Source organism: Arthrobacter sp. YA7-1 (assembly GCF_025960325.1).
In the GTDB taxonomy this organism is placed as follows: Bacteria; Actinomycetota; Actinomycetes; order Actinomycetales; family Micrococcaceae; genus Arthrobacter; species Arthrobacter bambusae_A.
Map to the genome: position 1 here is coordinate 810752 of NZ_CP110114.1, position 12423 is coordinate 823174.

Consider the following 12423-nt stretch of genomic DNA (forward strand, 5'->3'; position numbering starts at 1 on the left):
GGCCAGTCCTCACACAAGGGCGGGTTCTTTTTCCTCCATCACCATCTCCGGCGGCGCCTTCCGGAACCCCTTGGTGATGATGCCCAGCACCACGACGCCGACGCAGAGCCAGATCAGGCCCAGCGTGATGGCATTCGAATCGAGCTGGGAGAGCAGGAACCCGTCGATGATGGCTCCCACCGCCGGCATGACCACGTAGAACAATACGCTGAGCCGGTGCCCCGAGCGACGTTGGCGCAGGTAGTAGGCAATGACCGAGACGTTGACGAGGGTGAAGGCGGTGAAGGCGCCGAAGTTGATGAACGAGGTCGAGGTGGCGACATCCAGGAACATGGCGATGAGTCCCACGGCGCCGGTGATGACGAGGTTGAATACCGGCGTGTGGAAGGACTTGTTCAGCGCTCCGAAGATCTTCTTCGGCAGGACGGAGTCCCGGCCCATGGCGTAGAGCAGTCGTGAGGCGCTGGCCTGTGCCGCGAGTCCGGAGGCAAACTGGGACACCACGAGGCCCGCCAGGAAAACGGCGCCGAAGAACTGCCCGCCGATCTTCAGGGCAATGTCAGACGCCGCCGACGCCGAATCGTCGAACACCCCGCCGGGATGGATCAGCTGGGTCGTGTAGGACACGACCACGAAGATCGCGCCGCCGATGAGTGCCACGAGCATGATCGCCTTCGGCACGGTCTTCTTTGGCTCGATGGTCTCCTCGGTGAGGGTGGACACGGCGTCGAAGCCGAGGAACGAGTACGCGGCGATGGCGGCGCCGGCCGTGATCTTGTCGAAGCTCGACGTGTCGTTGAAGAACGGAGCGGTGCTGACCAGGGCGCTCGCGCCGGAGGTCGAGACCAAGGTTCCAACCGACAAGGCCACGAAAAGGACTATCACCAGAAGCTGAAATGCCATCAGGAGGTAGTTGGCCTTGTCAGCCACCTTGACGCCAACCACGTTGAGCAGCGTGGTGATTGCGATGAACGCGACAATCCAGACCCCGATGGGAATATCCGGGAACTGCGCCGTGAGGTAGGAGCCCCCGATGAGCCAGATGACCATCGGCAGGAACAGGTAGTCCAGCAGGACGGCCCAACCGGCCAGGAAGCCGATCCGGGAATCGATGGAGCGCCTGATATAGGTGTACGCGGAGCCGGCCACCGGATAGGCAACCGCCATGCGGCCGTAGCTCTGCGCGGTGAAGAGCATGGCGACCATGGCCACCAGATACGCCGACGGGGATGCTCCGCCGGTGGTTTCGGCGATCACCCCGAAGATCGCCAGCACGATGAGCGGGGTCAGGTAAGCGAGGCCGAACAGGACCAGCGAGGGCAGTTTCAGGGCGCGCGTGAGGCTCGGTTGTGTTGTCACCGGTGGTTCCTTAGGAGTTGGAGGACCGCGGGGTCCACGTGGTCGGGTCGATGCGGCCTTGGTAGACGGGCAGGTCAATGGGCGGCTCGCCGGGGCGGAATTGGGACCAGGGACGGTTGAGGTTTTCGGTCCCGTGCGTGCGGACATGCTCGACGGCGGAGAGGTCCAGTTCCGCGGCGAGAAGGGTGGGGGCGTCGTCGTCGGCCTCGGCTATCGTGTTTCCCTCGGGGTCGACGATCAGGCTGAGGCCCTTGCCGGTGGGGCCCGCGCAATTGACGCTGACCATGAAGACCTGGTTCACAATCGCGTTTGCCTTGGCGAGGACGAGTTCCTGCTTGCGGTCCGGCGTCGTGGTTTTGACGACGTTGAGGATGACTTCGGCGCCCATCCACGCCAGCTGGCGGGTCACCTCGGGGAACCAGGCGTCGTAGCAAATGTTCAGGCCCACCCGGCCGATCCCTTCCAGGTCGACGGTCGTGAACCGGTCGCCGGGGTCGTAGGGTTCGAAGGGGCGCCAAGGGAAGATCTTGCGGTAGTACCCGGCAAGGCCGCCTTCCGGGGAAAGGACCAACTGGGTGTTGAACAATTGCCCCTCGGGTCCGCGCTCGCAGACGCTGCCCGGAACCAGCCAGATCCCCAGGTCCGCGGCGAGCTGCCGTAGCTCGCTGACGCGGGGACCGTCAAGCGGCTCGGCCGCGTCCTGCAGCATTTCCGTGCGCTGCAGGTCCGGGTTGGAATCCCCGAAAAGGTGCAGTTCCGGGAAGACCACGAGCTTGCTTTCCGGTTGGATCGCGACGGCGGCCGCGACCTCGTCCGCGAAGGCCTGGATCGGCTCGCCGATCAGTCGGGGTGCCGCTTGGGCGGCGATGAGGGGAAGGATGCGTTGCACTGGTTTCTCCACGTTGTCGTTGTGACTCGCCTCATATTAGATCATAATGATCAAATAAAAGGAAGGTGGATTTTGCCACGTAAAGTAGCGGATATGACCCGTCAGCTCGAGGACGCCACCGGCGACTCTCCCATCGATGCTGCCCCTTTGCTCGGTATCGACCGCCGGAGCGCCATCGACGCCGTACGGTTGCGGATCGGAATGGCCATCTCCTTGGGGCTGCTTCAGCCGGGGGAGAGGCTGCCCGACCAGCAAGACGTCGCGCTGGGCCTGTCGGTCAGTCCGATCACCGCGCGGAGGGCCCTGGCCAGTCTGGCTGACCAGGGCGTCGTTGTCCGCCGTCGAGGGCGCGGCGGCGGAACCTTTGTCGCTGATGAGCCGCCGCAGAAGGTGCTTGAGCAGCTCGCTGCTTCGCCCGCGGAATCCCTTGCCGTGAACCGGTTGGTGGACCGCCGGCTGCTGTTCGAATGCGCGGTCACCCACTTCGCCGCAGTCAATGCCACGGCGGCCCAACTTGACGAGCTGGAACGGCTTACCCAGGAAATGGCCGGGTCAAGCAATTGGTCCGAATACCACCAGGCCGACGAGCGGTTTCACAGGCTGGTCGCGGCGTCGTCGGGCCTTGGAGCGGCGGTCGACGTCTACAACGAGGCGTTGGCGGAACTCTATGCCTACTTCATCCCGTACCCGATCGAGTTCCTCCACGAATCCAACCGTGACCACATAGCGCTCGTGAACGCCCTGCGGGATGGCGACGATCGCGCGGCCGTGGAGGTATCGCGGCGGCACGTGGACGTGTTGCACAAGACGATGTTCATGGGCCTGGCCGGCGGCGATGGCCGCAAAATGGGGTAAACGACGGCTCTTGCCTTATCGTCCGGGATCTCGGACTAATCCTGGACGCCTTTCCGTGATCGGTATCACTTGGCGTGCTCTGATTGATTCTCAGTTGGGGACATCGGACTTCGGTTGTCAAAGTGAGGATTAGGCATGCAGGCCACAGGAAAAACGGGATCAGGCGGGCCACGCGTTGAGCGTCGTTCCATCGACTTTGTCCCGGAAAATGAACGCCATGGTTCGCCGGGCCAGCAGTTCACGCTCTGGTTCGGGGCGAACATGCAGATCACGGCCATTGTCGACGGCGCCTTGGCCGTACTGTTTGGCGCCGATGCGCTGTGGGCGATCATCGGCCTCCTGGTCGGAAACCTCTTGGGTGGCGCGGTCATGGCGCTCCATGCGGCCCAGGGGCCGAAGCTCGGCTTGCCGCAGATGATTTCCAGCCGTGCGCAGTTCGGGATCTTCGGGGCGGTGATTCCCTTGGTGCTCGTGGTCGTGATGTACCTCGGCTTCGCGGCGACCGGAACGGTCCTCTCAGGACAAGCAATTGGCCTCATCCTCCACACGGACACCCCGGCGGTGGGCATGGTCATCTTCGGGGTGCTGACCATCGTCGTGGCGACCCTGGGCTACAAGTACATCCACATGTTGGGCCGCATTGCGACCGTCGTGGGTGTCCTCGGCTTCACCTACCTGGGCATCAGGTTGTTGACCAGCCAGGACGTCGGCGCACTCCTGGGTGCCGGCGGTTTCGAGTTCCCCACCTTCCTGCTCGCCATCTCGCTTGGCGCCGGATGGCAGCTCACCTACGGCCCGTACGTGGCCGACTACTCCCGGTACCTGCCGTCCAAAACCCCGGCACGCAAGACCTTCATGTCGGCGTACCTCGGCACCGTGATTGGGTCCCAGTGGTCCATGACCCTGGGAGCGCTCTTCGCCGCCCTCGCATTGCCCAAGGGCGCACGGTTCCTGGACGGCCAGGTCGCTTTCCTCGGGAACCTGAGTGGCGGCGGACTGATCGCGGTGGTCATCTACCTGGTGATCGTGACCGGAAAACTTACCGTCAACACGCTGAACGCTTACGGCGGCTACATGACCATGCTCACCTCGGTGACGGCGTTCACCCGCAAGTCCGCAGTAGCTTCATGGACCCGGTTTGCCTACGTGATCGGCTTTATCGGGCTCTCGGTGCTCATCGCCGTCCTTGCTTCCCCGGATTTCATCGCCAACTTCAAGAACTTCGTCCTGCTCCTGCTGATGGTCTTCATCCCGTGGAGCTCCATTAATCTGGTGGACTACTACCTGGTTTCCAAGGAGAAGGTGGACATTCCGGCCCTGTATGACCTGAACGGGCGCTACGGGCGCTGGAACAAGACTGCGCTGCTCAGCTACGCGATCGGTATCGTCGTCCAGATCCCGTTCCTGGCGCAGACCCTCTACACCGGACCGATGACGGACCTTCTGGGCGGGGCGGACATCTCCTGGCTCGTAGGCCTCGTGGTCACGGCAATCGTGTTCTACCCGCTGGCCAAGAGGAACTCCAACGCTCCGGCCGAGATGGTCTACCCGACGGAACCCGCCTCGGAGGCAGAAGCTCCGCTAGCCGGTTCCGTGCCGAACGCCGCGTCGGTTTAGTCTCTGCCCCCTCCGACGCTCGCTCACTTTTGGGGTGTTTTCGGCGGACGCTCGCTCACTAGAGGTGAGCGGGCGTCCTTTCTTTTGGCCGTATAGGTGAGCGGGCGTCCCGACGCCAAGGAGGGAACGACGTCGGGATCAGGCTTGGGTGCCCAGCCTGCGGGAGATCTCCCTGGCGCACCGGGTCACTTCCGGAATCCACTCCCTGGCGACGTCTTCGATGCGGACCGCCCGTTCCTCTGGCGTCTCGGCGTCCTTTGCCCTGTGCCTCGTGCTCCCACCGGGGAATGCCCGGTTCGACACCGTCAATGTCACGCTGGCCACGGGATAGCGTTGCCGGTCGAGGACGGCGACGGCCACTGAGGAAAATCCCGCCGTAACCTCGTCCTGCTCCCAGGCGTATCCGAGCGACCGTGCCCGCGCCAAGAGATCCTGAAGCGCTGGCAAGGATTGCGGGCCGTTGCTGTGGCGCTCCGCGAAGGCCTCCGGTCCCGGGAAAAGCGCGGCCACCTGGGCGGGGTCCATTTGGGCCATCATCGCCCGGCCGCTCGCCGTGAGATGGGCGGGAAGGCGCACTCCCGTGTCGGTGACCAGCGGGCTTTGCCGCGGGGCCCGCTCCTCGATCACGTAGACGACGTCCCGCCCGTGCATCACGGCAAGGTGTGCAGTCCGGCGGGTCCGGGCGACGAGCCGGGACAGGGGGAACCGGGCGATCCGCTGAATGGGAGCCTGCCGCGAGTACCCGGTCCCCAACTCATGGGCGGTCACCCCCAAGGCATACTTCCGCTCCTCGGGAAGGTGGACCAGGAAGCCGTCGTCGATCAATGAGGCAATGAGTTGATACGTGGTGGACCGAGGCAGGCCAACATCGCGCGCAATGATTGATGCGCTGACCGGGCCGGCCTGGCCGGCGACGTATCTAAGAACCGCCAGCACCTGGGCCGCGGCCGGCGCCTTGGGCCGCACGGAGTGACTGTACATCGTCCCAGAATACGCCTCGGATTGTCCGGTATACCGGACGTTCGACCCGCTATGACAACCCCGCCAGCCGGGCCCGCGCCGTCTCCGCGGCCCGACGCTCCCGCTCGGCTAGCCGGGCGGCCAGCTTGCGGTTCCGCTCGGCCAGGGTGATCGCCCACTCCGTCTCGGCAAGCTCCTGTTGCAATGCGGCCAGCTTGTCCTTGGCGGCTTTGACGTCGACGGCGAGTTGTTCGCTCCGGCGCACGGCCTCCGACTTTTCGCGCTCGGCCTGGGCGAGTTCCAGGTCGGCCTTGTCCGCGCTGCGCTGTGCTTCCGCGAGTGCGGTTTGCGCCTTCTCGCGTTCGCGCTCCGAGTCGGCGCGAGCCCGCTGTGAGTCTGCCCTCTCGCGTTGCCGCCCGCCGTCGTCGGGCTCTTCTTTGCCCGGGCCCACCACGGGAAGCGCGCCCGCAATCGCCACCGCGCCCGAGAGATCCACGGGTTCCAATCCATTCGTGGCGAGCGAACGCACAAGCTGCCCGCTGCGGAGCGCCGCGGCGGCGCCGGGATCGGTCATGGCGGCCCTCAAGGTTGCCTCGATCTCCATGGCGGCAGCGCCACTGACCTTGACGCCGAGGCCTTCCGCCACTGTCCGGGCCTGCTCGACGGCGGCACCCAGGACGCGCGGGCGCTGTTGGCCGAGCGTGCGGAGACGGTCGTGATCCTGCTGCTCCTGTGCCTCCCCGAGCGATGCCCCCAGCTCCAACACCCCCGCGAATTCCTTGGTGCCGTGCCGGACGAGCATGTTCACCGCCCACGCCGCGGTCGAGGGCTTGGGCAAGTGGGCGATGTGTTTCGCCAGTCCGGCGTCCCCCGCGGACTTGGCTTCCTTGGCCCGCGCCGTGCGGGCTGCCGTGAAGGCCGAGGGAACCAGCGTGTAGAGCTCGACGGCGACCGCGGCCAGTTCCATGGTGGAAGCGGTTGCAGTATTACTCGGCGAGGAACTCGGCCAAGGCGTCGGCCATGACGCTAGGTTCCCAGCCGTGGTTGGCGCCTGGAATGGTGGCCTTTCGGGCGCTGGGGATGTTGGCCACGATGGAGTCGGCCGCTTTCGGCATGATCGGAATGGTTTGCTCGCCGACGATCGCGAGAGTGGGCTGGGTGATGCCGGACCACAATTCAGCGCGAGGTGCGGACTGGGACCACGCGAGGGATTCGGCGTCGGCCAAAAGGCTTGGGCCCAATTCGATCATGATGGGCCATCCTGGACTGTTCTTGGCGCCGGCCAGCCACTCCGGCGGCATGTCCTTCATGTAGTACTCGATGGTGCCGGCCTTGTCGCCGGAGGCGACCCGTTCCTGGAGCCCGGCGAAGAATTCAGCCCCGCCGGTGCCGAGTTCTTCGCTCAGCGGAGTCTCCCAGAGCGCGAGCTTCGTGACGGGCAGGCCTGCTGCCGCGGCGGCCAGGGAAATAGAGCCGCCTGAAGAACTCCCGAAGAGCGCGGCCTGGCCGCCCGCAATGTCGATGAGCGTGGCGAGATCGTCGATGTTGTCCTTCAGGGTGAATGACGGAGCCTCGGCGCTTTCCCCTCGGCCGCGCCGGTCGTAGTTCAGCACCGTGAATCCCTTGGCGGCCAGGAGTTTGGCCATTTCCACCGTGTTGGCGTCGAAGCCCCTGAATTGCATCGCGCCGCCGACCAGAATCACGGCAGGCCCCTCGCCGTGTTGGTCGTAGCCGATGCGGGTACCGTCTTTCGAGATCGCAAATTCGGACATTCCAGACCCTTCGATGTGGCGGACAGTCGGTTCCTAAACTCTGCGGCCCAGCCACGTGCGGGTCAAGGGGAAAGGCGGTGACAAGGAGTTCTTAAGAGCTTCTTAAGTGCTGGGCGCCAGAGTGGAAGCAGGCCGCACCACGGCCGTCACCCCCGAACCGGAGACACCATGCGATCACACCCCAAGCACAACACTTCCACGGAAGGCCGCCCTTCCGCCGTCGTCCGTCACAGTGTGCCGCTGCTTCCCCAGCCCAGGTACTGGCTTCTGTGGGGCATTGTCCTGGCCGCGGCAGTACTGGCCATTGGCTTCAGCGTTCAGTCTGTTGCGGGCCTGACCACCAGTGAATTCGGTGTGGACCAGGAACTCAGCCGCCATCACGTGGGTGCACTGACCACCGTGGCCATGGCACTGAATTTCCTTTTCGCCCCCGCAGCGGGAGCTTGCATTGTCCTGGTGATCGGCTTTTACCTTCTCCTGGTCCGCAAGTCCTTCGTGCGTGCGGTCATGTTTGTGCTCTTCGCATGTTCGGGCTGGGTTGCCAGCGAGGCATTCAAACTGATCGTTGCCCGCCACCGGCCCAACCCCGCGCTTCTTTTCGACCCCCTGGCTCCGGAGACGGGTTCCAACAGCTTTCCCAGCGGCCATACCGCCTTTGCCGTAGCGCTCGCCTTCGCCCTGTACTTCCTGGTCCGGGGAACCCGGTGGGGAGTCATCACCGCTTGGGCCGGTGCCGTGCTGGCAGTGGTAGTGGCGTGGTCCCGGATCTACATCGGAGTCCATTACCCCAGCGATGTTGTGGCGTCATTCCTGGCCACCAGCGCCGCAGTGATCGTCTTGGCCGGGCTTTGGAACCGGTACTCACCGCGCGTTTTCGCGCGGTTGCCGTTTGGTGCGGGTTCTGAAGCCCGCCCGGAGGCAACCGCGTCGGAAGCCACCGCAACCAACGCACACGGATCCTGAGGAGGACCCCATGCACGTACTTTCCGCCATGCCCGCGTTCCTCGATCCCACCACCCTCCTCCAGGGCATGGGCCCCGCGGCGCTGGGCGTCGTGGCGCTGATCGTTTTCATCGAGTCCGGTCTCCTGTTCCCCTTCCTGCCCGGTGACTCGTTGCTCTTCACTACCGGCTTGCTTCACCAGCAATTGCAGCTTGAATTGCCGGTATTGATCGCCGTCGTATCGGCCGCCGCCATCGCCGGAGACCAGATCGGCTACATGCTCGGGCGCAAGTTCGGACGGCGCTGGTTCAAGGACGACGCACGCGTGCTGAAGACCGCCCACCTGGACACGGCCGAAGATTTCTTCAAACGCCGTGGCGGCCCGGCGATCGTCTTGGCCCGCTTTGTCCCCATTGTGCGGACTTTCGCGCCGCTGAGTGCAGGCATCGCCCGCTACAACTACAAATCCTTCACCCTATGGAACATCGCCGGTGCCGTCATTTGGGCGACCTCCGTGACACTCCTGGGCTCCTGGCTGGGACACTACGAGTTCGTTGCCAAGAACATTGATGCGATCGCCGTCATCATGGTCCTGATCTCAGTCCTTCCGTGGGGAGTCGAGTTCCTCAAAAAGCGACGCAAGGTCAAAGTGGGGGCCGCAAACGGGCACGCCGGGGAACAATAGACAGCATGACAACAGCTGAGCGGCCGTGCCTCCTCCTGGTCGAAGACGACGCCGCTCTGGGGCCGCTTATCAGCGAACTCCTGGAGCCGGACTTCGCTGTCCACTTGGCTGTGAATGGGGGCGATGGGCTCCACCTCGCGTTGACCCAGGGTTGGGATGCGATGGTCATCGACCGGGGGCTGCCGGTCATGGACGGCATCGCACTGATCAAGGCCATTCGTGCCAAAGGGATTGCCACCCCGATCCTCATCCTGACGGCGCTCGGTGCCACCGATGAGAAGATCCGGGGCCTCGACGCGGGTGCGAACGACTACATGACCAAGCCGTTCGATGCCATGGAACTTGCCGCGCGCTTGCGTGCCCTCACCAGGACGTACGCCCAGCCGCCCCAGACCCTGGAAATAGGGGATTGGGAGCTCGACGCCGGTGCACGCTCCATGCGCTCCGTGTACGGTTCTGTCGTCACGCTGACGGCGAAGGAAGCCGGGCTCCTCGAAACCTTGGCGGGCGAACCCGAACGTGTCTTCACCCGTGAAGACCTCATCAACACCTTGTTCCACCCCACGGACCAGCCCGGCGTGATCGACACCTACGTCCACCACTTGCGCCGCAAGATCTCCAAATCGGTGGTCCGGACGGTCCACGGCCTCGGATACCAGATCGGCGAGCCCCATGATTGAGGACCATTCCCATGAGTGAGAACCCGGACCAGGCGACGCTCCGCAAAGCGTCGCTCAAGATCGCGGTGCGTATCAGCGCGGCGTGTGCGGTTTTGGTTCTTTGCCTGCTGGCGGCCGCGGCGATCTACCTCTTCAACCAAGCACAGCATCCATCCCTGCCTGGACCAGGCGAATCCAACTCCGTCTACGCGTATCTGGACACCAAGGACCTCCTGAAGGCCATGATCGTTGCCGGGATTGCGGGGATCCTTCTTGCCGGGGCCATCGGCTGGCTCAGCGCTCGGAGTGCCATCAGGCCCCTGGGAGAAGCGTTGGCCTTGCAACGAAGGTTCGTGCAGGACGCCAGCCACGAATTGCGCACACCCCTCGCCATCCTCGACGCACGCGTCCAGCTCGCCCAGCGCGATGCCCCCGCGGACTCCAAAACCGGGGAAGCACTCGCTCGCATCCGCAATGACACCGCGACCCTCACCGGCATCGTCAACGAATTGCTTGTCGCGGCGACAGGCTCGCCCGCGGATGCCCCCGCAGAGCCGAGCGATCTCGCCAAGGTGGCGCGTGCCGTCGTCGAAAGCCTGCAACAACTCGCGGGGGAGAAAAACGTCCGCGTCATCCTGACGGAAAAGGACCGCCCTTTCGCGCTCATAGACGGCAATGGCTTCCGCCGCGCCCTCCTTGCCCTGGCCGACAACGCGCTGGCGCACACCCCTGCCGGCGGCGAAGTAGGAATTACGACGGCGGTACTCGGCAACCGTGCGGTGGTCACGGTCGCGGATTCCGGGGCCGGGATCAAGGGAGTGGACCAGACCCGCATCTTTGACCGCTTCGTGAGGACACACAGTCCTGAGGCCGCACCTGGGCAGCGCAGCTTCGGAATCGGCTTGGCGTTGGTCCGTGAAATCATCACGGCAGCCCGCGGTGCTGTGGAGGTTGAACGCAGCGGGCCACAGGGAACGGTCATGAAGATCACGCTGCCGCTTGCTGGGAAAGATACGGCTGCGAAGGACGCCTCTCCGAAAGACACGGCGCCGGGCCCGGCATAGTTTACTCACGCGGCCTGCGGTTTGGCGGGTTGGCCGTATTTGAGCGCTTTGGCGTGGTGCCGTAGCTTGCGTCGGTGGCGCCTGGAATCTGAAGCGGCGGTATAGGGCGGGTCTGTGCCTTGTATCCCGTTTCCTGGCAGGGGCGGCGCTGTTGATCGGTAGTGGTGTCCGGTGGGGGTGCGGATGTCGAGGACGTGCCGTGTCCCGGGGCGTGTTGTTGCTGTCCGGGTTTGTGCTGTCCAGCCGGGGAGTTCTTTGGTGTGGTTGCAGGCTTCGCAGAGTCCTGCCCCGTTGGCCAGGCTGGTGGTGCCGCCGTGGTGCCAGGGGATGATGTGGTCGATGTGTCTGATGGGTGCGTCGCAGTAGGGGGTGCGGCAGGTGTCGTCGCGGGCCTGGATGAAGCGCCGCAGCCCGGGCGGGTACAGTCGGGCGCGGGAGTCGACGCCGACCAGTTCCCCGGTTGCGGGTGCGGTGTAGAGGCGCCGGAGCCAGAGCTTCAAATCGTGATTGTGGCCGGGACCTGCTTGGCCGTCCTCGGTCTGACCTGGAGCGGACGTTCCATGGCCGCTGCTGCCGTTGAGGAGTGACTTGGCCCAGCGGGCGGGGACGATGCCGTAGCCGGGGAGCCGGGCTGGTTCGGCGTCGCTTTGGAAGAGGGTGCGGTCGGTCATGACGAGCTGGATTTCGACGCCGCTGATTCCTGCGGGGGTGCCGGTGGTGCGTTCGACGAGGGTGTCGGCCATGATCTGTCCCCGGGTGCGGGTGTCCTCTCCGGCGTTGCGGAGGGTGTCGGCGTGCCGGGACAGGGCCGCGTGCACGGCCACGCCGTGGGCGACGGGAAGCAGGGCGGTCAGGTAGGTCATGGTGTCCGGTGCCGGGCGGAGGCTGACGTGGCGTTCGGTGGCGGCGTGGCTGGCGCGTTGGGTGACGGTGCGGGGGTCCCGCCGGTAGGCCGCGGCCCGGGCGGCGGCGAGGATGGCTTTGTCTCCGGCGCCGTCGAAGGTGCCGGTGTCGGGGGCGAGTTCGTCGTCCACGGCGCAGCGGTCTTCGGCGGACAGGCAGGCTGTTTCCTTCACGAGCAGGGTGGCGCGCCATTCGTTCAACTGCCCGCTGTCGAGGGCGGCGAGGGTGCGTGGCATTTCGGTGACCAGCGCTTTCGCGAGTCCGAGGAGCCGGGATCCTTTGGCGGGGGATTCCCGCCGGGCCAAAGCCACCTGGGCTGCGACGCCGCGTCCGTGTTCGTTGGCCGGGACACCGGCCGCGGCGTCGGCGCTGCGCTGGACGGCATCGAACGCGACGGCGATCCTGGCCTGTGCGGCCGCTGCCGCGGACTTCAAGTCCTCCAGGGCACGCAGCTGGTCGATAAGTTCGGCGCGGTCCGGTCCGGTGCCGCCCACAAGTTCAAAGGCAGCGGCTGGCCGAAGCGATCTCACGGCATCGATCAGCTCCCGCACGCAGACGCCCGGCACGGCAGCATCCGGACCCGCGCAGCCCGCTGGCGCGCCGGATCCCATCAGCTGCGTTCCCCGAGTCCGCTCCATAAGAAAAGCCTCTCAGGGACCTACGACATTATTAGCTCGAAGATCGTCTGCCCGCCGAAAATCCCGGAATTCGACGGAAT

The 12423-nt window shown here is 65.1% G+C and carries 12 protein-coding genes; 6 read left to right on the forward strand and 6 right to left on the reverse strand.

All coding sequences use genetic code 11. The features are described 5' to 3' along the window. Window positions 1-9: 9 nt before the first annotated feature. Window positions 10-1359 (reverse strand): APC family permease, encoded by a 1350-nt coding sequence (locus OIT41_RS03855; RefSeq protein WP_139359579.1) that lies wholly within the window; start codon window positions 1357-1359, stop codon window positions 10-12. Between the two features lie 10 nt (window positions 1360-1369). Next, on the reverse strand, window positions 1370-2260 hold the full coding sequence (locus OIT41_RS03860) for a carbon-nitrogen hydrolase family protein (protein WP_264637449.1): 891 nt from the start codon (window positions 2258-2260) through the stop codon (window positions 1370-1372). Window positions 2261-2341: 81 nt separating this feature from the next. On the opposite strand from OIT41_RS03860, the gene OIT41_RS03865 reads away from it, so the two are divergent. Further along, window positions 2342-3103 carry a FadR/GntR family transcriptional regulator gene (locus tag OIT41_RS03865; protein WP_264637450.1) on the forward strand — a complete coding sequence of 254 codons (762 nt, stop codon included), beginning with the start codon at window positions 2342-2344 and terminating at the stop codon, window positions 3101-3103. Between the two features lie 135 nt (window positions 3104-3238). Beyond that, entirely contained in the window at window positions 3239-4720 is a 1482-nt protein-coding gene (locus tag OIT41_RS03870; RefSeq protein WP_264637451.1) for a purine-cytosine permease family protein, read from the forward strand. A 138-nt stretch (window positions 4721-4858) separates the two neighbouring features. Here the strand turns inward: OIT41_RS03870 and OIT41_RS03875 are convergent, their stop codons facing one another. From OIT41_RS03875 to OIT41_RS03885, 3 genes are read right to left on the reverse strand one after another with little or no spacing between them, the layout of a single operon-like run. Next, window positions 4859-5701 (reverse strand): IclR family transcriptional regulator, encoded by an 843-nt coding sequence (locus OIT41_RS03875; RefSeq protein ID WP_078106331.1) that lies wholly within the window; start codon window positions 5699-5701, stop codon window positions 4859-4861. A 49-nt stretch (window positions 5702-5750) separates the two neighbouring features. After that, entirely contained in the window at window positions 5751-6647 is an 897-nt protein-coding gene (locus tag OIT41_RS03880; RefSeq protein WP_264637452.1) for a hypothetical protein, read from the reverse strand. A 19-nt stretch (window positions 6648-6666) separates the two neighbouring features. After that, window positions 6667-7452: an alpha/beta fold hydrolase gene (locus OIT41_RS03885; RefSeq protein WP_241708110.1), complete on the reverse strand. Its 786-nt coding sequence runs from the start codon at window positions 7450-7452 to the stop codon at window positions 6667-6669. A 168-nt stretch (window positions 7453-7620) separates the two neighbouring features. Here OIT41_RS03885 and OIT41_RS03890 point away from each other — a divergent pair, with 168 nt between their 5' ends. Genes OIT41_RS03890 through OIT41_RS03905 form a run of 4 tightly spaced genes read left to right on the forward strand, consistent with a single transcriptional unit; the run spans window position 7621 to window position 10802 of the window. Beyond that, window positions 7621-8415, forward strand: a complete 795-nt coding sequence (locus tag OIT41_RS03890) for a phosphatase PAP2 family protein (protein WP_241708111.1) — start codon at window positions 7621-7623, stop codon at window positions 8413-8415. Window positions 8416-8425: 10 nt separating this feature from the next. Then, window positions 8426-9079: a DedA family protein gene (locus tag OIT41_RS03895; RefSeq protein ID WP_078106327.1), complete on the forward strand. Its 654-nt coding sequence runs from the start codon at window positions 8426-8428 to the stop codon at window positions 9077-9079. A gap of 5 nt (window positions 9080-9084) precedes the next feature. After that, the gene (locus OIT41_RS03900) at window positions 9085-9759 is read left to right on the forward strand and encodes a response regulator transcription factor (protein ID WP_264637453.1); all 675 of its coding nucleotides are present in this window, start codon (window positions 9085-9087) and stop codon (window positions 9757-9759) included. An 11-nt stretch (window positions 9760-9770) separates the two neighbouring features. Beyond that, complete coding sequence (locus OIT41_RS03905) at window positions 9771-10802, forward strand: sensor histidine kinase (RefSeq protein ID WP_264637454.1); 1032 nt, start codon at window positions 9771-9773, stop codon at window positions 10800-10802. A 5-nt stretch (window positions 10803-10807) separates the two neighbouring features. On the opposite strand, the gene OIT41_RS03910 is transcribed toward OIT41_RS03905, so the two are convergent. Then, window positions 10808-12343, reverse strand: a complete 1536-nt coding sequence (locus OIT41_RS03910; RefSeq protein ID WP_264637455.1) for an HNH endonuclease — start codon at window positions 12341-12343, stop codon at window positions 10808-10810. Window positions 12344-12423 lie beyond the last annotated feature (80 nt).

Excerpts from the sequence above, each read along its gene's own strand:
- OIT41_RS03865 (WP_264637450.1), top strand. The coding sequence starts at position 2,342 with ATGACCCGTCAGCTCGAGGACGCCACCGGCGACTCTCCCATCGATGCT.
- OIT41_RS03870 (WP_264637451.1), top strand. The coding sequence starts at position 3,239 with ATGCAGGCCACAGGAAAAACGGGATCAGGCGGGCCACGCGTTGAGCGT.
- OIT41_RS03910 (WP_264637455.1), bottom strand. The coding sequence starts at position 12,343 with ATGGAGCGGACTCGGGGAACGCAGCTGATGGGATCCGGCGCGCCAGCG.
- OIT41_RS03905 (WP_264637454.1), top strand. The coding sequence starts at position 9,771 with ATGAGTGAGAACCCGGACCAGGCGACGCTCCGCAAAGCGTCGCTCAAG.
- OIT41_RS03885 (WP_241708110.1), bottom strand. The coding sequence starts at position 7,452 with ATGTCCGAATTTGCGATCTCGAAAGACGGTACCCGCATCGGCTACGAC.
- OIT41_RS03895 (WP_078106327.1), top strand. The coding sequence starts at position 8,426 with ATGCACGTACTTTCCGCCATGCCCGCGTTCCTCGATCCCACCACCCTC.
- OIT41_RS03880 (WP_264637452.1), bottom strand. The coding sequence starts at position 6,647 with ATGGAACTGGCCGCGGTCGCCGTCGAGCTCTACACGCTGGTTCCCTCG.
- OIT41_RS03890 (WP_241708111.1), top strand. The coding sequence starts at position 7,621 with ATGCGATCACACCCCAAGCACAACACTTCCACGGAAGGCCGCCCTTCC.
- OIT41_RS03875 (WP_078106331.1), bottom strand. The coding sequence starts at position 5,701 with ATGTACAGTCACTCCGTGCGGCCCAAGGCGCCGGCCGCGGCCCAGGTG.
- OIT41_RS03900 (WP_264637453.1), top strand. The coding sequence starts at position 9,085 with ATGACAACAGCTGAGCGGCCGTGCCTCCTCCTGGTCGAAGACGACGCC.